A 25540-nucleotide genomic window follows, 5' to 3' on the forward strand; every position below is an offset into this window, starting at 1 on the left:
CGGCAATGGCCGTTATTTTCGAGAGTAATGTGTCACCAGCTTGTCGCCGATGGTCTGCAGAATTTGTACAAGCACAATCAACATCACCACGGTGACGACCATGACGTCGTCCTGGAAGCGCTGGTAACCATAGCGTATCGCCAGGTCCCCGAGCCCGCCGGCGCCCACTACGCCAGCCATGGCGGTATAGCCCACCAGGGCGATAGCGGTCACGGTGATTGCGGCAATGATGCCTGGCTTCGCCTCTGGCAGAAGCGCCTTGGTGATGATCTGGCGAGTGGTGGCGCCCATGGCTTGGGTCGCCTCGATGATGCCGCGATCGACTTCGCGCAAAGCGGTTTCCACCAGTCTTGCGAAGAATGTCGAAGCGCCGACCACCAGCGGTGGAATCGCGCCGGCTACACCCAGCGAGGTGCCAGTAATGAAGATCGTCGTCGGAATCATCACAATCAGCAGGATGATAAATGGCAGCGAGCGTATGGCGTTGACCACGAAGGCCAGCACGCCATAGGTGGTTTTCTGCTCCAGCAACTGGCGGGGGCTGAACAGGAACAGCAGGATGCCCAGCGGCAGGCCTACCACTACGGTGAAGAACAGCGAAGTGCTGAGCATCAGCATGGTGTCGCCTGTGGCGACCCAGATGTCGGCCCAGTCAACGTTGTCGAAATAATGCAGTAATACGTCCATTAGCGCAGAACCTCCATGTGGACATCCGCCGCAACAAAGCGCGCGAATGCCGCTTCCATGTCGCCGCCGGTAATGGCCAGAGTCAGTTGCCCGTAGGGGATGTCTTTGATGCGGTCGATACGACCGGCGAGGATGCTGTAGTCCACACCCGTTTCGCGGGCGACGGTGCCCAGCAGCGGCGCGTAGGTCGCATCGCCCTGGAACGTCAGGCGCACGATGCGGCCTGGGACGTGGGCGAAGTCGTCGCGTTGCTCGTTTTCGTCGACCTGCTCGGACTCTTGCACGAAGCGTTTGGTGGTCGGGTGCTTGGGATGCAGGAACACATCGGCCACCGTGCCTTGCTCGACGATCACGCCGGCATCCATCACGGCCACCTGGTCGCAGACGCGGCGGATCACGTCCATTTCATGGGTGATCAGCACGATGGTCAGCTTCAGCTCGCGGTTGATCTCGGCCAGCAGTTGCAGGACCGAAGCGGTGGTCTGCGGGTCGAGGGCGCTGGTGGCTTCGTCGCACAACAGGATCTTGGGCTTGGTCGCCAGGGCGCGGGCGATGCCGACGCGCTGCTTCTGGCCGCCAGACAACTGCGCCGGGTACTTCTTGGCGTGGTCCGACAGGCCGACACGGGCGAGCAGTTCGGCGACGCGCAGGTCGATGTCCTTGCGCGACAATTCGCCGGCCAGGGTCAGCGGCAGCGCCACGTTGTCGGCGACGGTCTTGGATGCAAGCAGGTTGAAGTGTTGGAAGATCATCCCGACCTGCTGGCGGAAACGGCGCAGGCCGTTGGCGTCCAGCGCGGTGACTTCTTCACCATCAACCGTGATCTGACCGCCGCTGGGTTGTTCCAGGCGGTTGATCAGACGCAGAAGGGTACTTTTTCCCGCACCGGAGTGACCGATCAGGCCAAACACCTGGCCGTTTTCGACACGCAGGCTGGTGGGGTGCAGCGCGGGGATCTCCCTACCGGCGACGCGGTAGGTTTTATGGACGTTTTGAAACTCGATCACGTAGCGAACCTTGTGGGGCGCATGAAATAGGGATCAGCGGTTAGCCGGGCGCGCATTTTAGCCTGTCCGTCCAGCGTTTCTTAGCATTTATTTCGCAATCAACCAGTGATTTGGCAATAACGCGATCAAAGGTCATAAAAAAGGAACGGCCCAAAACCTCATCAGTCACTACTTAGGTAACGCGACTTCCCGGGTGCCGTGCCTGGGTCTGAATAAGGAGTTTTGACTGATGAGTACGAAAAAGCCCCAGAGCGAACTCGCCGGAACCGACACCCTGGACCGCAAGAACACCAACGCCAAACTAGAGGCTTTGGAAACGTTCCGCTCCGACGCCACCGGCCAAGCGCTGCGTACCAACCAGGGCGTGAAGATTTCGGACAACCAGAACAGCCTGAAGGTCGGCGCGCGCGGGCCTTCGTTGCTCGAAGACTTCATCATGCGGGAAAAGATCACGCATTTTGACCATGAGCGCATCCCCGAACGCATCGTGCATGCGCGTGGTACCGGCGCCCATGGCTATTTCCAGACCTATGAAAACCATTCGGCACTGACCAAGGCCGGTTTCCTACGCGACCCTGGCCATAAAACCCCGGTATTCCTGCGCTTTTCCACGGTGCAGGGCCCGCGCGGCTCCGGCGACACGGTTCGCGATGTGCGCGGCTTTGCCGTCAAGTTCTTCACCGAGGAAGGCAACTTCGACTTGGTGGGCAATAACATGCCGGTGTTTTTCATCCAGGATGCGATCAAGTTTCCCGACTTTGTCCATGCCGTGAAGCCCGAGCCCCATAACGAGATTCCTACAGGTGGTTCGGCTCACGATACGTTCTGGGACTTTGTGTCGCTGCAGCCAGAGTCGGCGCACATGGTGATTTGGGCAATGTCCGACCGGGCGATCCCAAAAAGCCTGCGGGCCATGCAGGGCTTTGGTGTACATACCTTTCGCTTTATCAACGCGCAGGGGCAGTCCAACTTCGTTAAGTTCCACTGGCGGCCTACGGCCGGCACCTGCTCTTTGGTGTGGGACGAAGCGCAAAAGCTCGCCGGTAAAGATACCGACTACCACCGTCGCGATCTCTGGGAAGCCATTGAGATGGGCGATTATCCCGAGTGGGAGCTGGGCGTGCAGGTGATTCCCGAAGATAAGGAGCATGCGTTCGATTTCGACATTCTCGATCCGACCAAGCTGATCCCCGAAGAGTTGGTGCCGATTACTCCGCTGGGCAAAATGGTGCTGAACCGTAACCCGGACAACTTCTTTGCCGAGGTCGAGCAGGTTGCCTTCTGCCCAGGCCATATCGTGCCGGGGATCGACTTCTCCAATGATCCGCTGCTGCAGGGGCGCCTGTTTTCCTACACCGATACTCAGATCAGCCGTCTGGGTGGCCCGAATTTTCATGAGTTACCCATCAATCGCCCGGTAACGCCGCTGCATAACGGCCAGCGTGATGCCATGCACCGGACCACCATCGATAAGGGGCGTGCGGCGTACGAGCCCAACTCCATTGATGGCGGCTGGCCCAAGGAAACCCCGCCTGCGGCGCAGGACGGTGGTTTCGAGTCTTATCACGAGCGCATCGATGCCCATAAGGTGCGTGAGCGCAGTGAGTCGTTTGGCGATCATTTTTCTCAGGCGCGCCTGTTTTTCCGCAGCATGAGCAAGCATGAGCAGGAACACATCATTTCGGCCTACAGCTTTGAGCTGGGCAAGGTGGAGCGTGAATTCATTCGTGTGCGCCAGGTGAATGAGATCCTCGCCAATATCGACCTGGAACTGGCCAAGCGTGTGGCGCAGAACCTTGGCTTGCCGGTGCCGAAAACAGGTACGGTGCCGGAGCGCAAGACTTCGTTGTCACGCTCGCCGGCCTTGAGCCAGGCGAACCTGCTGTCGGGTGACATCAAAACGCGCAAAGTGGCGATCCTGGCGGCGGACGGTGTGGACGGCGCGGCAATTGCGGCGCTGCAAAAGGTGCTGAAGGAGGAAGGTGCCCATGCCAAGTTGCTCGGGCCGACCTCGGCGCCGGTGACCACGGCGGATGGCAAGAGCCTTGCGGTGGACGCATCCATGGAGGGCTTGCCGTCGGTGGCCTTTGACGCGGTGTTTGTGCCGGGCGGCGCCAAATCGGTAAAAGCCCTGAGCGAAGACGGCGTGGCGCTGCATTACCTGTTGGAGGCTTATAAGCACTTGAAGGCGATTGCAGTGGTGGGTGAGGCCAAGCAGTTGCTGGAGTTGTTGAAGCTGGAGGTGGATGCGGGATTGATCGTGGGTGGCGATGCCAAGGCGTTGAAGGCTTTTGTCGCCGCGATTGCGCAGCATCGGGTGTGGGATCGGGAGCCGAAGGCTAAGGCGATTCCGGCTTAAGTCATCTGTTGTTGGTTGGATAGCTATCGCGGGCAAGCCCGCTCCCACATTTTGACTTGTGGATACATTCAAGTGTGGGGGCGGGCTTGCTCGCGATTGCTTTATTCCGTCTTGCGCGGAATCAACACAACCTGCGCCGGGATCTTCTTCAGGATCTGCCGGTGGATTTTCAGGTCATACGCCGAATCCATGCGTTTGACCCGCTTGGTCAGCAGCGTGGCCAGCCAAGGGTAATCCTGGGTGCGCGGCACCTGGAGGCTCACGTCGCACTGATAATTCACCACGTCGGTGGCGATGGCATCGAGCTGATGACGCAACGCCTGGATGTCCGTGAGGTTCAGCGCCACGGTGGTGCTCTCGGCCGCCGGGTCGATGACCTTGGCCTGGGGCTTGGCTTCGGCGGCTTTCAGCGCGGCTTCGGCTTTATCCAGCTCGGCCTTGCGGGCGTGGCTGATGGCGCTGTTCACGCCGCCGGTCAGCGCCGGGGCCTTGGGCATCAGTGCGCGGGCGCGGCTGAGGGCAGTGGCGGCGGCGTTGACGTCACCTTTTTGCAGCACGATCTGGCTGCGCTGCAGGTAGGCTTCGGCCAATTGCCGCTGGTAGGGCTCCAGCGCCGGGTCGTTGGGCGACTGCGCTTGCAGCGCCGCAAGCTGGTCTTCGGCGGTGGCCAGCTCACTGCTGGCGAGGTTTTGCTGCAGCTGCGCGATGGCCGCAGCGCGAGCGTCCGGGGCCTCGGGGGCGGCGGGCGGCGTGCTTTGACAGGCGCCCAGCAGCAAGGAAAATGCGGCAAGGAGCAGATAACGGGAGGTGAACGGCTTCATTCCTGCGACTCTCTATTTGCGCAAAAAGCGAGCAAGTCTACACCCCTCGACGGGGCAGGACAAAACTCAGCAGAAACAGCGCGGCGGCCGTGACCACAATTGACGGCCCGGCCGGCGTGTCCTTGAACCAGGACAACGCCAGGCCCCCGCATACCGCGAGCATTCCCAGCAAGCTGGCGCCAATCGCCATCTGCTCCGGTGAACGGGCATGGCGCTGGGCGGCGGCGGCGGGAATGATCAGCAGCGATGTGATCAACAATACGCCGACAATCTTCATCGCGACAGCAATCACCACCGCGATCAACAACATCAGGGTCATGCGCAGGGCCGGCACGGGCAAACCTTCCACCGTGGCCAACTCTTCATGCACGGTGATCGCCAGCAGCGGCCGCCACAGGGCCAGCAGCAACACCAACACGGCCGCGCTGCCGCCGAGGATCCAGCCCAGGTCGGTGGTGCTGATGGCCAGCAGGTCGCCGAACAGGTAGGCCATCAGGTCGATGCGCACTTCGTGCATGAAACTCAGCACCACCAGCCCCAGGGACAAGGTGCTGGGCGCGAGGATGCCGAGCAGGGTGTCGGACGCCAGCGGCTGGCGCTGTTGCAGGGTCACCAGCAGCACCGCCAGCAGCAGGCAGCCGACGGTGACTGCAATGGTCGGGCTGACATCCAGCAGGAAGCCCATGGCCACGCCCAGGAGCGCGGCGTGGGACAACGTGTCGCCAAAATAGGCCATGCGCCGCCAGACGACGAACGAGCCCAGCGGGCCCGCTACCAACGCCAAAGCCAAGCCTGCCAGCAGGGCGTAAAGCAGAAAATCAGCCATGCTTGCAGCTATCTCCATGAACGTGGGTGTGAGGTGTCGCGGGGTCGTCGACGACTTCGCCATGTAAATCGTGGGCGTGGTCGTGATGGTGATGGTAGATCGCCAGGCTTTGCGCGTTCTTGCCGAACAGCTCGACGAACGCCGGGTCGCCGCTGACTTGTTCCGGGTGGCCGGAGCAGCACACGTGGCGATTGAGGCATACCACCTGATCGGTGGTGCTCATCACCAGGTGCAGGTCGTGGGAAACCATCAGCACGCCGCAGCCATGGCGGTCGCGCAGCCGGGTGATCAGGCTGTACAGCTCGGCCTGGCCGGCGACGTCCACACCTTGTACCGGTTCATCCAGCACCAGCAGTTCCGGTTCGCGCAACAGGGCGCGGGCCAGCAGCACGCGCTGCATTTCGCCGCCGGAGATGCTTTGTACCGGGCTGTCGATCACCTGCTCGGCGCCGACCTCCTTGAGCGCGGCCTGGGCGCGAGCGCGGTCGACACCGGGCACCAGGCGCAGGAAGCGCAGCACAGACAGTGGCAGCGTCGGGTCGACGTGCAGTTTTTGCGGCATATAGCCGACACGCAGCTTGGGCTTGCGCCACACGCTGCCCGTGTCGGGCTTGAGCAGGCCGAGCACGGCGCGTACCAGGGTGGTCTTGCCGGCGCCGTTGGGGCCGATCAGAGTGACGATCTGCCCCGGTTCGACGCTCAGTGCGATGTTGTCCAGCACGTTTTGCCCGGCGAACGTGACACCGACCTGTTCCAGGCGGATTAACGCATTGCTCATCAAGCCCCCTGGCAGCCCGAGCACAGGCCGACGACTTCGACCGTTTGCCCTTCGACTTTGAAGCCTACGTCGGCAGAGCTCTTGATGATGGCGTCGCTGATGCTTTTTTGCTCAAGCTCGATGGCGGCGTGGCATTCGCGGCAGATCAGGAACTGGCCCTGGTGCGCGTGTTCCGGGTGGTTGCAGCCGACAAACGCGTTGAGCGAAGCGATGCGGTGCACCAGGCCGTTTTCCAGCAGGAAATCCAGCGCGCGGTACACGGTTGGCGGCGCGGCGCGGCGGCCGTCCTGCTCGCTGAGCACGCCAAGAATGTCATAGGCGCCCAGCGGCTTGTGGCTCTGCCACACCAGTTCCAGCACGCGGCGACGCAGGGCGGTCAGGCGCAAACCCTTCTGCGCACACAGGGTGTCGGCTTCCGACAGCGCGGTGTGTACGCAGTGAGAGTGGTCGTGGGGACGGCTGGCAAGCGGTGTTATAGGCATGAGCGGCGACAGATATTTGATAGAGACGTTATTATGTTACCCGTTCCTACGCCATTGAGTGGTCATCGTGTCCCGACTTTTTCCTGTTTTTGTCGTATTCATCACCAGTTTGTTTATCGCGGGTGCCGCCCAGGCCGAGGTCAAAGTGCTGACCAGCATCAAGCCGCTGCAGTTGATCGCCGCCGCTGTGCAGGACGGCGTGGCGGTTCCGGAGGTGTTGTTGCCGCCGGGGGCGTCGCCGCATAACTACGCGCTGCGTCCATCCGACGTACGGCGCGTGCAGTCGGTGGATCTGCTGTATTGGATCGGACCGGATATGGAGAGCTTCCTGCCTCGCGTGCTCAAAGGTCGTACAGCGCCGACGGTTGCGGTGCAGGATCTTCCAGGCATGAAATTGCGTCGTTTCGCCGAAGATAGCCACTCCCACGCCGATGAAGCCGACGAACACGACCATGATCACCGTCCAGGCAGCCTGGATGCGCACTTGTGGCTGTCCACCGTGAATGCGCGTGTGATTGCTGCACGAATGGCGTCGGACCTGGCGGCTGCCGACCCGGCGAATGCGGCGCGTTACCAGAGCAACGTCAAGGCCTTCAATGAGCGTCTGGATGCGTTGGATGCACGTTTGAAAGCGCGTCTGGCGTCGATTGGCGACAAGCCTTACTTCGTTTTCCATGAGGCCTTCGATTACTTCGAAGATGCCTACGGGCTCAAGCACACCGGCGTGTTCAGCGTTGCCGCCGAAGTACAACCCGGCGCCCAGCACGTAGCGGCGATGCGTACGCGTCTGCAGGAAGTGGGCAAGACCTGCGTGTTCAGTGAGCCGCCGTTGCGTCCGCGGTTGGCGGAAACGCTGGTGACTGGCCTGCCAGTGAAGTTGGCGGAGTTGGATGCGTTGGGTGGGTACACGCCGGCTACGGCTCAGGGGTATGAGCAGGTGCTGGAGAAGTTGGGGAATGATCTGGCGGGTTGCCTGGAGTCGCTCTGACAGTCAACACAAGGCCCATGTGGGAGATTCTATGGTGGAGGGCAATATCTCCACCAGGGGATGGCAGTGCCTGGGCGATCTCCAGCCGAACACTCACTATCCATCAACACCAATCAACTGTGGGAGCGGGCTTGCCCGCGAAGGCGGTGTTTCAGTACCAGATGTACTGGCTGACACACCGCCTTCGCGAGCAAACCCGCTCCCACATTTTTTTGACCGAGTTGAGCCCTTAGAGGGCGAACGGCAGTTGTATCGTGACCTGCTGGCGTTGCGCCAGGCGGTGTTCGAACTCCGCCGGGTCATGAATCAACACATCCTGACCCGCAAACGACTCAGCCGCGATCAGGCGTGACAGCCAGAACCGCACGCATGCCACTCGCAGCATCGTCGGCCACAATTCGGCTTCCTTCGCCGTGAATGGCCGCAGCCCCGCGTAGGCACCCAGCAGTGCACGGGCGCGTTGTCCATCAATCACGCCGTCCTCGTCCGAACACCAGTCGTTCAAGGCGATCGCCACGTCGTACAGCATCGGGCCGGAGCAGGCGTTGTAGAAGTCGATCAGGCCTGTCAGATGCGTGCCTTCGAACATGGCGTTATCGCGAAACAGGTCCGCATGAATGTTCGCGCGCGGCAGGGCGAGGATCTGCGCCTTGTGGGCTTCGATCTCGTCCAGTGCGTCTTGCAGCAGGCGCTGCGGTGCTGCTTCCAGGTGTGAAATAAGTTGCGCACCTTCACTGAGCATCCAATCCAGGCCGCGATCGGTTTTACGCTCCAGTACTTTGTCGCCCTGGGTGGCCAGGTGCAGATGGCCGAGCAGGTCGCCGACCTGGGCGCAATGTTGCGCGTTGGCGTCCTTGATGTGCTTGCCGGCCAGGCGCGGTTGCAACAGCGCCGGTTTGCCTTTCAGCTCGTGCAGGGCCACGCCGTCGGTGGTGCGCAGGGCGTAAGGTACGGGCAGGTCGGCGTCGTGGAGCACGTCGAGCAGTTCGATGAAGAACGGCATTTCGGCGACGGGGCCACGTTCAACCAGGGTCAGGACGAACTCGCCCTGTTCCAGGCTGATAAAGAAGTTGGTGTTTTCGCTACCGGCGGCAATTCCCTGGAAATCAAGCAGGCGGCCGAGCCCGTAAGGGGCGAGAAAGGTTTCCAGCTCGGGCCGAGCCAGGGGGGTGAACACAGACATGGTTAAAACTGCCAGTACGGGCGCCGCGGTGCGCGGCGCCAATTTAAGTTAAGAAATCATTTCCATTCGAAAATCTTCCATGACGGGATCAGCATATCCGGCTGGTCAGAGCGGATGAAGTTCGCATCGGTTCCGTCCGCGCGTACCAGGAAATACGGAGGCGCGCCCTTGGGCGTTACCTTGATCGCGTACAGGAAGCCATTTTGGCGGTATTCCTGGATGGTCTTGTCGCCTTCGGTGCGGATCGTGACCTCAGGGTCACCACCGGGGGCGCTGTCGGCTGCCGTGGCGGCCAGCGGCAGGAGTGCAATCAAGCCGGTCAACAACAAGCGATTCGCTGTACGCATGATAACCTTGTCCCTTTGTCGTCATTGGTCCGGCTATTCTAGCGCCTGACCCGCCGAAAAGGTTGATCCTGCTCATGAGCCAAGCCCCCCTCGTCCTGGTGGACGGTTCTTCATATCTGTACCGCGCCTTCCACGCGTTGCCACCGCTGACCACCTCCAAAGGCCTGCCGACCGGTGCGGTCAAGGGCGTGTTGAACATGCTCAAAAGCCTGCGCAAGCAGTACCCGGGCAGCCCATTCGCAGTGGTGTTCGACGCCAAGGGTGGGACCTTTCGCGACGACATGTACGCCGAATACAAGGCCAACCGCCCGAGCATGCCCGATGACATGCGCGTGCAGATCGAGCCGCTGCACCAGAGTGTGATCGCCCTGGGCTTCCCGTTGCTGTGTGTCGAAGGCGTCGAGGCCGATGACGTGATCGGCACCCTGGCCCGCAGCAGTGCGGCTGCCGACAGGCCGGTGGTGATTTCTACCGGCGACAAAGACATGGCTCAACTGGTCGACGGGCACATTACCTTGGTCAACACCATGACCGGTAGTTCGATGGACATCGACGGCGTAAAGGAGAAATTTGGCGTCGCTCCGGAGCAGATCATCGATTATCTGGCGTTGATGGGCGACTCGTCCGACAACATCCCGGGCGTTCCGGGTATAGGTCCGAAGACCGCATCCGGCTTGCTGGTGGGCGTGAATGGCGGGATCAAAGAGCTTTATGAGCAGCTGGACATCGTGCCGAGCCTGCCGATCCGGGGTGCCAAGACCCTGCCGGCCAAGCTCGAAGAGCATCGTGAGATGGCGTTTCTTTCCCACCAGTTGGCGACGATCAAGTGCGATGTGCCGCTGGACGTGGGCCTGGATGACCTGCACCTGAACGAGCCGGACCGCGACAAGCTGCTGGAGCTGTACGCGCTGCTGGAGTTCAAGAGCTGGTACGACGATATTCAGCGTGATACCAAGCGTGTCGAGCTCAAGGCCGCACCTGTTGCCGAAGATGAAGTGGTGGAGGAGGTTCCCGCTGCGCCGCTGCAAGCGTCCTACACCACCATCCGCGACCAGGCCACGTTCGATCTCTGGCTGAAAAAACTCAATGACGCGAAGTTGTTCGCTTTTGACACCGAAACCACCGGTATCGACGCCCAGCAGGCGCAACTGGTCGGGGTTTCCTTCGCCGTTCAGTCCCATGAAGCAGCCTACATCCCGCTGACTCACTCCTACATCGGTGTGCCTGAGCAACTGGATCGCGACACCGTGTTGCTGGCTCTCAAGCCGCTGTTGGAAGATCCGACCAAGCTCAAGGTCGGCCAGCACGCCAAGTTCGACATGAATATCCTGGCCAACTGCGCCATTGGCGGTGACCCGGCCCACGGCATCACCGTGCGTGGCATCGCCTTCGACACCATGCTCGAATCCTACGTGCTGAACTCCACTGCGACCCGGCACGACATGGACAGCCTGGCCAAGAAGTACCTGGACTACGACACCGTCAGCTTCCAGGACATCGCCGGCAAGGGGGCCAAGCAACTGACGTTCGACCAGATCGCACTTGAGCAGGCCGGCCCCTACGCGGCTGAAGATGCCGACGTGACCTTGCGCCTGCACCAGGCGCTGCACGCCCAACTCACCGCCATCCCGAGCCTCGCCAGCGTGCTGACCGACATCGAGATGCCGCTGGTGCCGGTACTGGCGCGTATCGAGCGCCAGGGCGCGCTGGTAGATGCGGATTTGCTTGGCGTCCAGAGCATTGAGCTGGGTAACAAGATGGTTGAGCTGGAGCGCCAGGCGTTCGAGATCGCTGGCGAGGAGTTCAACCTCGGTTCGCCCAAGCAGCTCGGGGCTATTCTGTACGAAAAGCTCGGTTTGCCTGTGCTGAAAAAGACCGGCAAGGGTCAGGCGTCTACCGCCGAGGAAGTGCTGGCCAAGCTGGCCGAAGATGACTACCCGCTGCCCAAGGTGCTGATGCAGTACCGCAGCATGAGCAAGCTGAAAAGCACTTACACCGATCGCCTGCCAGAGCAGATCAACCCGCGTACCGGGCGTATCCACACGTCCTACCACCAGGCGGTGGCGGCGACCGGGCGGTTGTCGTCCAGCGATCCGAACCTGCAGAACATCCCGGTGCGTACTGCTGAAGGGCGTCGGATTCGTCAGGCGTTTGTCGCGCCAAAAGGCTACAAGCTGCTGGCGGCGGACTACTCGCAGATCGAACTGCGGATCATGGCGCACCTGTCCAAGGACGAAGGCTTGATGAATGCCTTCCGCGATAACCTGGACGTGCACACGGCCACCGCGGCCGAAGTGTTCAAGGTTGAGCTGGGTGAGGTCACGTCCGACCAGCGCCGCAGCGCCAAGGCGATCAACTTCGGCCTGATCTATGGGATGGGGGCGCAGAAGCTCGGCAAGGACATTGGCGTGGATACCAAGACCGCCAAGGCTTACATCGACGTGTACTTCGCCCGCTACCCCGGGGTTCGCGAGTACATGGAGCGCACCCGCGCCCAGGCTGCCGACCAAGGCTATGTCGAGACCTTCTTCGGCCGCCGCTTGTATTTGCCGGACATCAACTCCAACAAACCCCAGGAGCGTGCCGCGGCGGAACGCACGGCGATCAACGCGCCGATGCAGGGCACGGCCGCTGACATCATCAAGAAAGCCATGGTGCTGGTGGACAACTGGCTGGCCGACTCGGGCCTGGATGCCAAGGTAATCCTGCAGGTGCACGATGAATTGGTACTGGAGGTGCGTGAGGATCTGGTCGCCGAAGTCAGCGAGAAAATTCGCCAGCACATGAGTGCTGCGGCGCAGTTGGATGTGCCGCTGCTGGTGGAGGTGGGCGTGGGCAATAACTGGGACGAAGCGCACTGATTTACAGGGCCTTGCCGCCACAAGCCGTGGTGGCAGAGTGCTTTAGATCAGATATTGCCGTTAGTTATTTCCAATAGTTTTTCGCACCGCCCGGAACTTAACCCGTGAAGTGCCACTCAGAGTTACTGAATGGGTGGTGAAGCCCTTCAATGCTCCTATGTTGTGTTAAGTGTTGGCAGATATCTGGACCCCGCCCTAGCGGTCCGGAACTTGAACCCCGAACTTCCCCTCCCCATACGAAGTCCGGGGTTTTTTTTGCCCGCAGGAAAGTTACTCGGCGATTTCCGCGCCTTTGTCGGCCAATTCCATCCAACCGGCCAGCACGGTGTAGGCCTCTTCCAGGCCCATGCGTTTCGGCGCCGAGAACAGCTGGATAGTGATCGCGTCACCCCAACCCTTGCGGATTTCCGCCTGCACTTTGAGCAGGGTGTTCTTGGCTGCGCCATAGGTCAGCTTGTCGGCCTTGGTCAGCAGGATATGCATCGGCATGCCGCTGGCCACGGCCCAGTCGAGCATCAACAGGTCGAAGTCGGTCATTGGATGACGGATGTCCATCATCAGGATCAGACCCTTCAAACTCTCGCGGCCACCCAGGTACGCCTCCAGGTGACGCTGCCAGTGCAGCTTCAACGGGATAGGTACTTTCGCGTAACCGTAGCCCGGCAGGTCGACCAGACGCCGATCATCGTCTAGCTTGAAGAAATTGAGAAGTTGCGTGCGCCCCGGGGTTTTCGACGTACGTGCCAGGCTGGCGTGGGTCAGTGTGTTCAGCGCGCTGGATTTACCGGCGTTGGAACGGCCGGCAAAGGCAACTTCAAAGCCTTCGTCATCGGGGCATTGGTCAACTTTGGCGGCGCTGAGCATGAACGTGGACTGTTGGCACAGACCGAGGATGGGATTCTTGAGTTGCATGAGGTTTCCGATGTGGGCGATGCCGAGAAAGGGTGCGGCAAGCGGTGTCGTTTCCGTTTCAGTAGCGCCAGTATATAATGCCGCAGATTTTGTGTGTGCTTTGTCCCAGCGAAGGATGAAGTTCACGGGAGCGATAGACCTTTATTGCGCATTAGAACGCAAAACGCTCTCAAGCCCTGAAATGGTCGACGTATGACCAGATGGTTGCTCGCTTTTGGTGTCCTGGTTCCGCTTTACGGCGCTCAGGCTACACAGGATCCGGAGGCGGTGTACAACCGAGTTTGCGTGGCTTGCCATGCCGGCCAACTGCCCAACGCCCCCAAACGGGGTGATCAGGCAGCCTGGGCGCCAAGACTGGCGCAGGGCATGGACACGCTGGTGCAGCACGTGACCCAGGGTTTCAAGGCAATGCCGCCGCGTGGTTTGTGCATGGACTGCAGTACTGAGGATTACCAGGCCGTCATTCATTTGATGGTGAGTAAACCCGGTAGATAACTCTTAAACCCCTTAGCCGTAGTTGGATTAGCTGATGAACAAACTGATCGTGAGTCTGCTGTTGACCCTGGGCATCACTGGTGTTGCCCATGCTGCAGGCGACGCTACAGCGGGCCAGGCGAAAGCCGCCGTGTGTGGTGCTTGCCACGGACCGGATGGCAACAGCCCGGCGCCGAACTTCCCTAAACTGGCCGGCCAGGGTGAACGCTACCTGACCAAGCAGATGCACGACATCAAGGATGGCAAGCGCACGGTGCTGGAAATGACCGGCTTGCTGACCAACCTCAACGATCAGGACCTGGCAGACATTGCGGCATATTTTGCCAGCCAGAAAGGCAGCGTGGGAGCGGCCGATCCGAAGCAGGTCGCCCGTGGCGAAGAACTGTTCCGCGGCGGCAACCTGGAAAAAGGCATGCCTTCGTGCATCGGTTGCCACTCGCCCAACGGCGCAGGCCTCGCCGCTGCAGGCTTCCCGCACTTGAGTGGGCAGCATGCACAGTACGTTGCCAAACAGCTGACGGACTTCCGTGAAGGTAATCGCGTCAACGATGGCGACACCAAAATCATGCAAAGCATCGCCGGCAAGTTGAGCAACAAGGACATCGAAGCGGTGTCGCAGTACATCCAGGGTCTGCACTGATCCAGGCGCTACGTTAACGCTCGATTAATCCGTCGATGCAAGCATAAAAAGGGTGGCCCAGGCCGCCCTTTTTTGTGGCCGGTGCCGTTACACTAACGAACTCATGTCCGCGTAGACCTGTCACAACAAAGGTCGCGTGAGGCGACTTTATTTGTCCAGGAGTAAAGCATGCGTAATCTGATCCTCAGCGCCGCTCTCATCACTGCCAGCCTCTTCGGCATGACCGCGCAAGCTGCCGATGTGCCGCTTGAAGCCGGTAAAACCTATGTTGAATTGACCAATCCCGTACCGGTTTCGGTACCTGGCAAGATCGAAGTGGTGGAGCTGTTCTGGTACGGCTGCCCGCATTGCTACGCTTTTGAGCCGACCATCAATCCATGGGCCGAAAAACTGCCTTCAGACGTAAATTTCAAACGCATTCCGGCCATGTTCGGCGGCCCATGGGATGCCCACGGCCAGTTGTTCCTGACCCTGGAAGCCATGGGCGTGGAGCACAAGGTCCACAATGCGGTATTCGATGCCATCCAGAAACAAGGCAAGCGCCTGACCAAACCAGACGAAATGGCTGACTTCGTCGCCACCCAAGGTGTCGACAAGGACAAGTTCCTGGCTACCTTCAACTCCTTCGCCATCCAGGGCCAGATCAAACAGGCCAAAGAACTGGCGCAGAAGTATGGCGTGCAAGGTGTACCGACCCTGATCGTCAACGGCAAATACCGCTTTGACCTGGGTACTGCCGGTGGTCCTGAAGCTGTCCTCAATGTCGCCGACCAGCTGATCGCCAAAGAGCGCGCAGCCAAGTAAGGGGCTCGCCATGCGCCGCTGGGGTACTGAACGGGTTGTTGGCCTGCATGATCCGCAGGTCAACGAGCATCACCTGGAATCCACGGGCCTGCCGGCAGACAGCCGGCTGCGCCTGCTCAGCTTCAATATCCAGGTAGGTATCAGTACCGAGAAGTACCGGCACTACCTCACCCGTGGCTGGCAGCACCTGCTGCCCCATAATGGGCGCGCCGGCAACCTGCAGAAAATCGGCAACCTGCTGAGCGACTTCGACTTGGTCGCCTTGCAGGAAGCTGACGGCGGCAGCCTGCGCTCCGGCTACATCAACCAGGTTGAACACCTGGCCCAGCTCGGGGCGTTTCCGTACTGGTATCAACAACTCAATCGCAACCTCGGGCGCCTGGCGCAGCACAGCAATGGCGTGCTCAGCCGCTTGAGGCCGTGGGCGATCGAAGATCACCCGCTGCCCGGGCCCAAGGGCCGTGGCGCGATCCTCGTGCGCTTCGGTGAAGGCCCTGAAGCCCTGGTAGTGGTGATGATGCATCTGGCGCTGGGTGCACGCACCCGCACGATGCAACTGGCCTACATCCGCGAGCTGATCGGCAATTACAAACACCAAGTGCTGATGGGGGACATGAACACCCACGCCAGCGACTTGTTGAACAATTCCCCGCTGCGGGACCTCGGGCTACTGGCGCCGCAAGTCGAAGCCACGTTTCCCAGCTGGCGCCCGCAACGTTGTCTGGACCATATCCTGCTCAGCCCGACCCTCACGCTCGAAAGCGTGCAGGTACTGGCGCAGCCCATCTCCGATCACCTGCCGGTCGCGGTAGAGATTCGTCTGCCGGGTTCGCTCACGGCTGATGCATTGCCCGCGTTGAGCCCTGGCCCCCGCGGACCCCTTGCATGAGCGACGACGCCCAGCGCTGGAAAGAAAAATACCTGCTAAGCATCGAACAACAAGAAAAGCTCGAGCGCCGTTGGGCCGCTCGCCTCGACTTGTTGCGTCGAGGGCTGGTGCGCAGCACGCTGGCGGCTGAAGGGACCGACCGTGCGGTCGACCAATGCATGAAGGAAATGCGCGATGTGGTGCGCACCGACGACATGGACGCCGCCCTCGCCGCCCTGTTGCCGCGCCTGGAAAAGGCCGTGCTGGATTCCGAGCAGCGCCGCGAAACCCGTGTCGACCAGATGAGTACCGCGTTGGCCTCCCTGGTCGCGCAGTTGCAGAAACTGCCACTGCCCCGTGAGGTCGCGCGCCCGCTGAAGACCTTCGCCAAGCAATTGGACGGCCGTGTGAGCCAGGCCCGCGAGATCCCGTTGCTGCTCAGCGAGTTGAGCAGCCTGCAAGGGCAGGCGCTGGAAAACCTGGAGCCGGATGGCGAAACCCCACGCCCGGGGCCGGGACTGTTGCAACGTTTGTTTGGTGGCAAGGAGGTTGCCAGTGAGGCGCAGGTGAGTGAGCCTGTGCCGGTTGCTGCGCCGCAGCCGCAGCCGCAGCCTGCCGCCGCCAAGCCCGTGCCCGTGCCCGAGCAGCCCGCGCAGTCTGATGAGTTGGCCGAGGCACTGCGGGCTTTTGCGCCACTTGCACCACTTGCGCCGGCTGCACCCGAGCCCGCGCCATTGCCGCCCGCCCCTGTGCAGGCAGTCGCCAGCCCAGCGGTTGCAGCCGCAGCACCGCTACCCGCTGCCGCGGTGCCAGAGCCCAAGACTCCTGCGCCCGAAGAGGCTGCCCCGCAGAGCGCACTCGCCACCTTTGTCGAAGCGCCATCGGTGCCCGTCGATACCCCGGCGCTCACCGTCATCGGCAGCCTGTCGCTGCCGCCGGTACTCGAGCGTGCCGACCCCGACGAGCTGCAATCGGACGGTATCTACGCCCTGCCCGATTCGCCCGAGCCGTCCTACAGCTCCGTGGCCAAACATATCGAAGACACCCTGCTCGGCCTGCTCGAGGACCTGTCGCTGCCCGAACGCCATCGGCCCCAGGCCGAAGCCATGCGTGAACGCCTTGCCCATGGCTTGAACTGGTACGAACTGCTGCCAATCCTCGATGACCTGGCGGTGTTGATGCTGGCGATCACCGACAGCGGCCAGCACGAGTTCGAGGCTTATCTCAAGCAGCTCAACGAACGCCTCGAGGCGTTCCAGGGGCATCTGCAAGTAGCCAGCGATGGTCATGCAGACAGCCGCGACGCTGCCCGCGAGCTGGATACGCAGATCCGCGAACAAGTCGATGGCCTGCAAAGCAGCGTCCAGGACGCGGCCGACCTCGACAGTCTCAAGCACGTTCTGGAAAGCCATCTTGAAGGCTTGCTCGGCACCATGGACCAACACCAGCAGCAGCGCGACCAGCGTGAGCAGGAGGTCGCGGCGCGTTTGAAAGGCCTCGCCGAGCGTGTTGCGAACATGGAACAGGAAGCCCAGGGCTATCGCGAGCACCTGGAGGTGCAACGCCAGAAAGCCCTGATCGACCCGCTCACCGGGCTGCCCAACCGTGCGGCCTGGAGTGAACGCCTCGACCATGAGGTCAATGCCTGGCACCAGCAGGGCAACAGCCTGTCGCTGGCCATGCTCGACCTGGATCACTTCAAGCGGATCAACGACGGTTACGGCCATTTGGCCGGCGACAAAGTGCTGAAAATCATCGCCAATGTGCTGCGCAAGCGTCTGCGCTCGAGCGATTTTATCGCGCGGTTTGGCGGTGAAGAGTTTGTGTTGCTGATGCCCAACTCATCGCTGACGGATGCGCTGGCGGCTGGCGAGGTGTTGCGCGCGGCCATCGAGGCGTGCCCGTTCCACTTCAAAGGCGAGCCGGTGACGATCACGGTATCCATGGGCGTGGCGCAGTTCCTGCCAGGTGAGCGCAGCGACCTGGCACTCAAGCGCGCCGATGCAGCGTTGTACCGGGCCAAGGCGGCGGGGCGCAACCAAGTGCAGGCGGCGTAAAAGATGTTCCATTTTGTGATTTGACCGTCTGGTTGCAGTCGGTACGTTACACTGTTGCATTATCGTCTTCAGCGTACTGCCTTCTGCCATGAAATCCTTATCCATCGCCTTTGTGTTTCTCCTCATCGCCGGCTGCGCCAGTGGCCCGCGCCTGGACACCAGCCATCCCTCGTCGAACCACGACAACCGCGTGCAGTTCGTGATCGTCCACTACACCTCCACCGACCTTGAGCGCTCCCTGGCGCTGCTGACCCACGGCCAGGTCAGCAGCCATTATCTGATCGGCGATGACGCCTCAGGCAGGATCTACAAGCTGGTGGATGAGAGCCAGCGCGCCTGGCACGCCGGGGAAAGCGAGTGGATGGGGCGCACCTGGCTCAACTCCAGCTCCATCGGCATCGAAATCGTCAATCCAGGCTATCGCGACACGCCGACGGGGCGCGTGTGGTATCCGTATTCCGAAGCGCAGGTGCAGTCGCTGGTGGTGTTGCTCAAGGACATCAGCAAGCGCAACGGCATCGACCCGAAGAACATCATCGGTCACAGCGACATTGCCCCGCTGCGCAAACTGGACCCGGGCCCGCTGTTCCCGTGGAAGCGCCTGGCCGAGCAAGGCCTGGGGGTATGGCCGGACGCCCAGGCGGTAGCGCGGTTCCAGGTGCAATATGCCGCTGAGCTGCCAAGCATCATCTGGTTCCAGCAGGAGCTGGCACGTCTGGGCTACCAGACACCGCAGACCGGCGAGCTGGACGTGGCCACGCGCCATGTGATCGCAGCGTTCCAGATGCACTTCCGTCCGGCATTGTTTGATGGCACTCCCGATGCCGAGAGTGCCGCGATCCTGCGGGCGCTGAACCGCCGCTAATCCGTGGCGAGCGGGTTTGCTGCGGCAACGCAGCTTTTTGTGGCGAGGGAGCTTGCTGTGGCCAACCCCCTCGCCACAGGCTACAGCGGCAGCGCCATGTAGAACTGCGTCCCCTGCCCCGGCCGCGAATACACACCCATGCGGCCACCGTGCAGTTGCACGATCTCCTTGCACAGCGCCAGCCCCAGGCCGGCACCGCCTTTCTTGCGGCCGACCTGCACGAACGGCTCGAAAATGCGCCCTTGCTGGCCATAGGCGATCCCCTCGCCGTTATCCTCGACGCTGATAATCACCCGCTCCCCATGGCGTCGCGCCTGCAGGCGAATCTGCCCACCTTCGGCGGTATGGCGCAGGGCGTTGGCCAGTAGGTTGTCGAGTACGCGCTCCAGTTGCGGCTGGTCGGCGTACAGGCGGGGCAGGTTGGGTTGGGCTTCTACCAGCAGTTCGATGTTTTGAGCATTGGCCGGTTCGGTGAACCGTCCACGGGCGTGTTCCAGCAGATCGGTCACGTCGCACGGCCCCAGGGTGAGTTTTTGCAGGCCGTTCTGGTAGCGCGAGAAGTTGAGCAAGTCGTTGATCAACTGCATCAGGCGCTGCATTTCTTCGTTGACCGTATCCAGCAGGTCCGCTTCGCGGGACTCCGCCGGAAATTTCGCGCGCTCGCGAAATAGCCCGAAAGCCATGTGCATGCCGGTCACCGGAGTGCGCAGCTCATGGGAGGCACGCAACACAAACTCGCTGCGCACGCGTTCGAAGGCGCGCTGCTCAGTGACGTCATGCAGCACCATGACCGCGCCAAGGATGTGCCCTTGGGTATGGCTCACCGGCGTGAGGCTATAGGTCAGCAGGCGCAGTTCACCCTCGACTTCCACTTCCAGGTCATCCGGTGCGCGCTCCAGGTTGCCGCCGCGCAGCACCAATTGCAGTTGTTCATCCAGCTCGGGGCGCATCAAGGCTTCACCCAGGCCCTGGCCGAGGCGTTCCTCATCCCAACCCAGTTGGCGCTGTGCCACCGGGTTGAGGTGCTCCAGACGGCCTTGGCGGTCGATCATCAGCAGGCCGTCGTCAATGCTGTCGAGTACCGCCTGCAGACGCTGCTGGCCGGCGAGCAGTTCGTCGACATTGGTTGCCTGGTGCTGGCGCAATGCCTCGGCCATGATGCCGAAACGCCGTGTCAGCTGGTTCATCTCGGCTGCTGAGGAAATCGGCAGTGTCACCTCGAAATCACCCTGGCCGATCTTGTCCGCCGCCTTGGCCAGCGCTTCAATCGGTCCGCCAAATCGCCGGGCGATACCGTGGGCGGTGACAAAACCGATGATCAGCACCGCCAGCCCCACCAGCCCCAGCAGGCCGGCGATGAGCAAGGCGCGCTCGCGGGATTTGTGTTCGCTGGTGCTGATGTTTTCAAGGGCCTGCTTGTGTTCGACGATCAGGCCGTTACGCAGCACATTGAAGGTTTCGGTGAGTTTTTCCTTGCTGCCCGGCGGTGGCGAGGCTTGCTGGAACTGGTCAAACGCGTCCAGCAGATTCTGGTAATCGCTCCGGGCCTGGACGAAGCCCGTGCCTTGTCCGTTGCGCTGTTCGTGGGCGATGCCCTGGTCCAGCAGCTCGAAGTAGTGCTGCTTCGACGCTTGCAGGGCCACGGGGTCGGGACGCTGCTCCAGCATCATGATCAGTTGGTCGCCAAGGCTCTGGCGCAGCTTGAGGCCCAGGTCCAGGGTGATGAAGTTGCTGCGGATCAGCGACTCCTGGGTCTTGGCCATTTGCATGACGCTGACCAGGCCGAGGATCAAGCCCAGCAGGGCGACGGTGATCAGCGCTGAGATACTCAGGAACAAGCGAGTACGCAGCTTCATCGCTAACTTCATAAGGTGCAGCTCACAGGTTGTACTGTTTGCGTTTGCGGTACAGGGTCGATGCGTCGATGCCGAGGGTGCGGGCCGCTTGGTCCAGGGTGTCGCTGGTGGCCAGTACCGCGCCGATGTGGGCCTTCTCCAGCTCATCCAGGCTCAGCGCCGCGCCGATGCGCGGGGCATTGTTGGTCGGTTGCTCAGCCATGCCGAGGTGGCTGATCTCGACCTTCTCCTGTGGGCAGATGATGCTCGCGCGCTCTACCACGTTGCGCAGCTCGCGGATGTTGCCCGGCCAGCGATAGTTGAGCAGCGCCTCGCGTGCTTCGTCGCTGAAGCCGCGTGCCGGACGCGCGTACTCCTTGACGAAGCGCGCCAGGAAGCGGTCGGCCAGGGTCAGGATGTCTTCGCTGCGTTCGCGCAATGGCGGCAGGTGCAAGGTGATGACGTTGAGGCGGTACAGCAGGTCCTCACGGAAGCGGCCGTCGCGCACCATGTCTTCCAGGTTCAGGTTGGTGGCGGCGAGGATGCGCACATCGGCGCGGCGGGTGACCGGGTCGCCGACGCGCTCGTATTCCTTGTCCTGGATGAATCGCAATAATTTTGGTTGCAACGTGAGCGGAAAATCGCCGATCTCGTCGAGAAACAGCGTGCCGCCGTCGGCCTGGTTGACCCGCCCCAATGTGCTTTCACTCGCGCCGGTGAACGCGCCGCGGCTGTGGCCGAACAATTCGCTCTCCATCAGCTCCGCCGTCAGCGACGGGCAGTTGATGGTCACGCAGGATTTCTTCGCGCGTTTGCTCCAGCCGTGGATGGCCCGGGCCAATTCACCTTTACCCGTGCCGGACTCGCCGAGGATCAAGATATTGGCGTCGGTCCCGGCGACTTGGCGCGCGGTTTCCAGCACGACCATCATGGCCGGGCTATGGGAATCGAGGCCGTCTTTGGGCTGGCGCACTGCGCCTTCCAGCGCTTCCAGGCGCGCGGACAATTGGCGCACTTCCAGTTGTTTGGCTGTGGCCAGGCGCAATTGGTCCGGGCTGCACGGTTTGACCAGATAGTCCGCCGCGCCTGCCTGGATCGCATCCACGGCGGTATCCACGGCGGAATGCGCGGTGACGATCACCACGCGCATCCATGGCGCCTGGATGCGCATTTGGGCCAGCACATCGAGGCCGTTGTCTTCACCCAGGCGCAGGTCGAGGAAGCACAGATCGAACACCTGGCGTTGCATCAGGGTATCGGCCTGGGCGGCGCTGTTGGCAGTGGCGACGGTGTAGCCTTCATCTTCCAGGCAATAACGGAAGGTGCGGAGGATCGCGGATTCGTCATCCACTAAAAGAATGCGGCCTTGAAGTTCCTTGGCTGATTCCATCTGTCCCGCGCTCCTTAACTATGAATGATGGTGATTAGTCCCGGAATAATCGGGCAAGTTGCATGGTTTATTCTGATCGATAAAAGGAGGTGCCGTGCAGGTATCTGCGCTGCTTCCTACAAAGCCCTGCCTGATGGCGTTTTCATGCCGTCTTGCCACTTCGGCAACTCACCGACAGCTTTCTATCCATTGATCCGACCGCTGGTGATCGTGCAATTCGCACGGCTCCCTTGGGGGCATCGTGCAGGATGCTGTGCCAACCAGCCTTGGCGTATATCTAACTAATTGATTTTACTGAGTTTTATTTTGTAAAAAAACTGGCATGGGCCCTGCAATACCTCTCCCAACGAATAATCAGAATGCGGGAGAACATCAGCATGACTCGCCAAAGCCTCAGCCAATTGCATGTATCGCCACTGCGCTTGCAGCAAGGTCTGTTTGCCAGCCTGGCCCTGATGGTCACGCTGATTGGCGGCCAGCAGATGCAGCATTGGCAGCAGAGTCAGCAACAAGTCCCGCACTTCGAGCGTCCGCTCATGACGCAGACCCATTTCAGTTCCATCAGCAGCGTTTCCGCCGGTGTAACCGCACCCCAATTGAGAGTGGCTGACCAGGATTCGACCCCTGGCGAGCTGCCTACCCAAGAGCGTTGGGTGTTTTAGGCAATACATACGCTCGCTCATCTTGAGCGTCCGTACCGCACGACCTCTATAAAAGCGTAAGGAGAATCACCATGTTGAGTTGGGCAATCACGTTTCTGATCATCGCCATTGTGGCTGCAGTCCTGGGCTTCGGTGGTATCGCGGGCACCGCCACGGGGATCGCCAAGATCCTGTTTGTTGTCTTCCTGGTGATGTTCATCGCTTCGTTCTTCTTTGGTCGTCGCGGCCGAGGCTGAAAATGACCACTTTGTCCTTTAAAACCCTGGCTGCCGCCCTGCTCTTGGGCGGTAGCGGCTTGGTGATGGCCGCCAATGACGGCCAATCCCGCGCCAACGAATTGCTCGCGGCGGACCCGCAATACCGCGAAACCTGGCAAGGCGTGGTGAAGAAAGAAGAGCGTCTGCCGGAGTGGGTACTGAACCTGTCGGGCACGGCCGAGCAAATGAATGCCGTGCAGGAAGATGGGGACAAATACCTGGTCGGGCCGCTCTGCGAAACGGCCGACACTTGCCTGAAGAAGCGTCTGATCGTTGCCTTCAGCCTCGACAAGGAAGATGCCTACGCCCTGTTGGTGGAAGTCCCGGCCGGTTTGCCGGCGGACAAGTCGCCAACGCGGCACGCTGACTACCGTTTTATCGGTAAGCCGGATGAAGGCATGCAGAAGCTGTTGATGGAGCAGTTGAAGAAAGATCCGAATTGGTACTAGACCCTGTCTGGCGAGCCGAGTCAGGTTGCAAAGCGTCGACGCAGGTTCACAAGCTCACCGCTTGCTGAACTTGCGACGGGCTTGTGACATTCATCCGCTGCCTCTCATGCCGCTCGTAGTCGCAAATTTCCTTTTCGCCCGACTCCAACCATTACTTGGTGTGTCGGCGTGACCATCTATCGATAAAATTTGTTCGGTGCCATAGGCCATTTCTGACATGGCACCCGCGTAATCCCAGGTATTTCTGCCATCCCTTCCAAGTTGTCCTGAATCTCTGAGCGAGCCGAGTTTGGCAGGTTCACGGCATATTCAACGGGCAATTTGTCGCATTTGAACTGACCGTTCGGACAGTTATTATGAAAAAAAGCCATGCCGATTCGGCATAGGGTAGGCGTTTACGGCATTAGACGCCGCTCCCTTGCATCGGAATAGTTGCGCCTTTTTTCGCCTGCCAGTAAGCCATTTCGGCCACGCTGCGGTGACCTTTCATGGAGGCAGATGCTCACACTTTTTCGCTTTCGAGCGTTGCGGCTGGCGCATTTGCCTTGAGTTCACTTGAAGTAAGGGTAATGACATGAAGAAGGCAAAGCTAAGCCTCGCCTGGCAGATCCTCATCGGTTTGGTATTGGGGATCGCGATCGGTGCAGTGCTCAACCATTTCAGTGCTGAAAAGGCCTGGTGGATCAGCAATGTGTTGCAGCCAGCGGGCGATATCTTTATTCGCCTGATCAAGATGATCGTGATCCCGATTGTGATTTCCTCGCTGATCGTCGGCATTGCCGGTGTCGGTGACGCGAAGAAACTCGGGCGTATCGGCGTCAAAACCATCCTTTACTTCGAAATTGTCACGACCATCGCCATCGTGGTCGGGCTGCTGCTGGCCAACGTGTTCCATCCGGGTGCCGGCATCGACATGAGTACCCTGGGTACGGTCGATATTTCCAAATACCAGGCCACGGCTGCCGAAGTGCAGCACGAGCATGCGTTCATCCAGACCATCCTCAACCTGATCCCGTCGAACATCTTCGCCGCCGTCGCCCGTGGCGAAATGCTGCCGATCATCTTCTTCTCGGTGCTGTTCGGCCTGGGCCTGTCGAGCCTCAAGCCTGAACTGCGCGAGCCGCTGGTGACCATGTTCCAGGGCGTGTCCGAGAGCATGTTCAAAGTCACCCACATGATCATGAAGTACGCGCCTATCGGCGTATTCGCACTGATCGCGGTGACTGTCGCCAACTTCGGCTTCGCCTCGCTGCTGCCGCTGGCCAAGCTGGTGATCCTGGTTTACGTCGCCATCCTGTTCTTCGCCTTTGTAATCCTCGGCCTGATCGCCCGCCTGTTCGGCTTCTCGGTGATCAAGCTGATGCGCATCTTCAAGGATGAGCTGGTGCTGGCCTACTCCACCGCCAGCTCCGAGACCGTGCTGCCGCGTGTGATCGAGAAGATGGAAGCCTACGGCGCGCCAAAAGCGATCTGCAGCTTCGTGGTGCCGACCGGCTACTCCTTCAACCTCGACGGTTCGACCCTGTACCAGAGCATCGCGGCGATCTTTATCGCCCAGCTGTATGGCATCGACCTGTCGGTCGGCCAGCAACTGATGCTGGTGCTGACCCTGATGGTCACCTCCAAAGGCATCGCCGGTGTACCGGGCGTGTCCTTCGTGGTGCTGCTGGCCACCCTGGGCAGCGTCGGCATTCCGCTGGAAGGCCTGGCATTCATCGCCGGTGTCGACCGCATCATGGACATGGCACGTACCGCCCTGAACGTGATCGGCAACGCCTTGGCCGTGTTGGTCATCGCCCGTTGGGAAGGCATGTACGACGACGCCAAGGGCGAACGCTACTGGAATTCCCTGCCGCACTGGCGCAGCAAGGAAGCCGCTCCGGCCGCACAAGCGACCCGCAGCTGATAGCGCAAGCGCTTCAAGACAAACCCCGGGAAATCCGGGGTTTGTCGTTTCTGCCAGCCCC

Annotated in this window: 24 protein-coding genes; 13 read left to right on the forward strand and 11 right to left on the reverse strand. The window is 60.9% G+C overall.

Annotation, left to right across the window (positions count from 1 at the left end; genetic code table 11):
- Window positions 1–12: 12 nt before the first annotated feature.
- A complete protein-coding gene (locus IB241_RS09775; RefSeq protein ID WP_192298193.1) occupies window positions 13–687 on the reverse strand; it encodes a methionine ABC transporter permease in 675 nt (224 codons plus the stop codon).
- On the reverse strand, window positions 687–1694 hold the full coding sequence (locus IB241_RS09780) for a methionine ABC transporter ATP-binding protein (protein WP_192298194.1): 1008 nt from the start codon (window positions 1692–1694) through the stop codon (window positions 687–689). Before IB241_RS09780 ends, IB241_RS09775 begins: the two co-directional genes overlap by 1 nt.
- A 229-nt stretch (window positions 1695–1923) precedes the next feature.
- Between IB241_RS09780 and katE the strand changes: the two genes are divergently transcribed.
- Window positions 1924–4053, forward strand: coding sequence for a catalase HPII (gene katE / locus IB241_RS09785; protein ID WP_192298195.1), 2130 nt, complete (start codon window positions 1924–1926; stop codon window positions 4051–4053).
- A 101-nt stretch (window positions 4054–4154) separates the two neighbouring features.
- On the opposite strand, the gene IB241_RS09790 is transcribed toward katE, so the two are convergent.
- Genes IB241_RS09790 through IB241_RS09805 form a run of 4 tightly spaced genes read right to left on the reverse strand, consistent with a single transcriptional unit; the run spans window position 4155 to window position 6960 of the window.
- Entirely contained in the window at window positions 4155–4874 is a 720-nt protein-coding gene (locus tag IB241_RS09790) for a PA5502 family lipoprotein (RefSeq protein WP_192298196.1), read from the reverse strand.
- Window positions 4875–4911: 37 nt separating this feature from the next.
- Window positions 4912–5700, reverse strand: a complete 789-nt coding sequence (znuB, locus tag IB241_RS09795) for a zinc ABC transporter permease subunit ZnuB (RefSeq protein ID WP_192298197.1) — start codon at window positions 5698–5700, stop codon at window positions 4912–4914.
- Complete coding sequence (gene znuC / locus IB241_RS09800) at window positions 5693–6478, reverse strand: zinc ABC transporter ATP-binding protein ZnuC (protein WP_192298198.1); 786 nt, start codon at window positions 6476–6478, stop codon at window positions 5693–5695. The genes znuB and znuC overlap by 8 nt, the downstream gene beginning before the upstream one ends.
- Window positions 6478–6960 carry a Fur family transcriptional regulator gene (locus IB241_RS09805; protein WP_192298199.1) on the reverse strand — a complete coding sequence of 161 codons (483 nt, stop codon included), beginning with the start codon at window positions 6958–6960 and terminating at the stop codon, window positions 6478–6480. The genes znuC and IB241_RS09805 overlap by 1 nt, the downstream gene beginning before the upstream one ends.
- Window positions 6961–7018: 58 nt before the next feature.
- On the opposite strand from IB241_RS09805, the gene IB241_RS09810 reads away from it, so the two are divergent.
- Window positions 7019–7948: a zinc ABC transporter substrate-binding protein gene (locus IB241_RS09810; RefSeq protein WP_192298200.1), complete on the forward strand. Its 930-nt coding sequence runs from the start codon at window positions 7019–7021 to the stop codon at window positions 7946–7948.
- A 229-nt stretch (window positions 7949–8177) separates the two neighbouring features.
- Here the strand turns inward: IB241_RS09810 and IB241_RS09815 are convergent, their stop codons facing one another.
- Window positions 8178–9131 carry a homoserine kinase gene (locus tag IB241_RS09815; protein WP_192298201.1) on the reverse strand — a complete coding sequence of 318 codons (954 nt, stop codon included), beginning with the start codon at window positions 9129–9131 and terminating at the stop codon, window positions 8178–8180.
- A gap of 56 nt (window positions 9132–9187) precedes the next feature.
- Window positions 9188–9478, reverse strand: a complete 291-nt coding sequence (locus tag IB241_RS09820; RefSeq protein ID WP_017734691.1) for a DUF2782 domain-containing protein — start codon at window positions 9476–9478, stop codon at window positions 9188–9190.
- A gap of 74 nt (window positions 9479–9552) precedes the next feature.
- Between IB241_RS09820 and polA the strand changes: the two genes are divergently transcribed.
- On the forward strand, window positions 9553–12339 hold the full coding sequence (polA, locus tag IB241_RS09825) for a DNA polymerase I (protein WP_192298202.1): 2787 nt from the start codon (window positions 9553–9555) through the stop codon (window positions 12337–12339).
- Between the two features lie 270 nt (window positions 12340–12609).
- Here the strand turns inward: polA and yihA are convergent, their stop codons facing one another.
- Window positions 12610–13251: a ribosome biogenesis GTP-binding protein YihA/YsxC gene (gene yihA, locus IB241_RS09830; protein ID WP_192298203.1), complete on the reverse strand. Its 642-nt coding sequence runs from the start codon at window positions 13249–13251 to the stop codon at window positions 12610–12612.
- A 192-nt stretch (window positions 13252–13443) separates the two neighbouring features.
- Here yihA and IB241_RS09835 point away from each other — a divergent pair, with 192 nt between their 5' ends.
- From IB241_RS09835 to IB241_RS09860, 6 genes are all read left to right on the forward strand, one after another.
- Window positions 13444–13746, forward strand: coding sequence for a c-type cytochrome (locus IB241_RS09835; protein ID WP_192298204.1), 303 nt, complete (start codon window positions 13444–13446; stop codon window positions 13744–13746).
- A gap of 34 nt (window positions 13747–13780) precedes the next feature.
- Window positions 13781–14386 (forward strand): c-type cytochrome, encoded by a 606-nt coding sequence (locus IB241_RS09840; protein WP_192298205.1) that lies wholly within the window; start codon window positions 13781–13783, stop codon window positions 14384–14386.
- Between the two features lie 168 nt (window positions 14387–14554).
- On the forward strand, window positions 14555–15190 hold the full coding sequence (dsbA, locus tag IB241_RS09845) for a thiol:disulfide interchange protein DsbA (RefSeq protein WP_192298206.1): 636 nt from the start codon (window positions 14555–14557) through the stop codon (window positions 15188–15190).
- Window positions 15191–15200: 10 nt separating this feature from the next.
- Window positions 15201–16079 carry an endonuclease/exonuclease/phosphatase family protein gene (locus IB241_RS09850; RefSeq protein WP_192298207.1) on the forward strand — a complete coding sequence of 293 codons (879 nt, stop codon included), beginning with the start codon at window positions 15201–15203 and terminating at the stop codon, window positions 16077–16079.
- Window positions 16076–18115: a GGDEF domain-containing protein gene (locus tag IB241_RS09855; protein WP_192298208.1), complete on the forward strand. Its 2040-nt coding sequence runs from the start codon at window positions 16076–16078 to the stop codon at window positions 18113–18115. The genes IB241_RS09850 and IB241_RS09855 overlap by 4 nt, the downstream gene beginning before the upstream one ends.
- A gap of 88 nt (window positions 18116–18203) precedes the next feature.
- On the forward strand, window positions 18204–18980 hold the full coding sequence (locus IB241_RS09860) for an N-acetylmuramoyl-L-alanine amidase (protein WP_192298209.1): 777 nt from the start codon (window positions 18204–18206) through the stop codon (window positions 18978–18980).
- Between the two features lie 80 nt (window positions 18981–19060).
- Here the strand turns inward: IB241_RS09860 and IB241_RS09865 are convergent, their stop codons facing one another.
- Together IB241_RS09865 and algB are read right to left on the reverse strand one after the other, a co-directional pair.
- Window positions 19061–20848 carry an ATP-binding protein gene (locus IB241_RS09865; RefSeq protein ID WP_192298210.1) on the reverse strand — a complete coding sequence of 596 codons (1788 nt, stop codon included), beginning with the start codon at window positions 20846–20848 and terminating at the stop codon, window positions 19061–19063.
- Between the two features lie 10 nt (window positions 20849–20858).
- Window positions 20859–22205, reverse strand: a complete 1347-nt coding sequence (gene algB, locus IB241_RS09870; protein WP_192298211.1) for a sigma-54-dependent response regulator transcription factor AlgB — start codon at window positions 22203–22205, stop codon at window positions 20859–20861.
- Between the two features lie 377 nt (window positions 22206–22582).
- Here algB and IB241_RS09875 point away from each other — a divergent pair, with 377 nt between their 5' ends.
- The 4 genes from IB241_RS09875 to gltP all read left to right on the forward strand — a co-directional run bounded on the left by IB241_RS09875 (window position 22583) and on the right by gltP (window position 25479).
- The gene (locus IB241_RS09875) at window positions 22583–22867 is read left to right on the forward strand and encodes a hypothetical protein (RefSeq protein WP_192298212.1); all 285 of its coding nucleotides are present in this window, start codon (window positions 22583–22585) and stop codon (window positions 22865–22867) included.
- Window positions 22868–22938: 71 nt separating this feature from the next.
- On the forward strand, window positions 22939–23103 hold the full coding sequence (locus IB241_RS09880) for a DUF1328 domain-containing protein (RefSeq protein ID WP_003170804.1): 165 nt from the start codon (window positions 22939–22941) through the stop codon (window positions 23101–23103).
- 2 nt (window positions 23104–23105) lie between these two features.
- Window positions 23106–23573 carry an inhibitor of vertebrate lysozyme family protein gene (locus tag IB241_RS09885; RefSeq protein WP_192298213.1) on the forward strand — a complete coding sequence of 156 codons (468 nt, stop codon included), beginning with the start codon at window positions 23106–23108 and terminating at the stop codon, window positions 23571–23573.
- Window positions 23574–24147: 574 nt separating this feature from the next.
- Complete coding sequence (gene gltP, locus IB241_RS09890) at window positions 24148–25479, forward strand: glutamate/aspartate:proton symporter GltP (RefSeq protein ID WP_192298214.1); 1332 nt, start codon at window positions 24148–24150, stop codon at window positions 25477–25479.
- The last annotated feature ends 61 nt before the right edge of the window (window positions 25480–25540 follow it).

This window comes from Pseudomonas sp. PDM05, assembly GCF_014851685.1.
In the GTDB taxonomy this organism is placed as follows: domain Bacteria; phylum Pseudomonadota; class Gammaproteobacteria; order Pseudomonadales; family Pseudomonadaceae; genus Aquipseudomonas.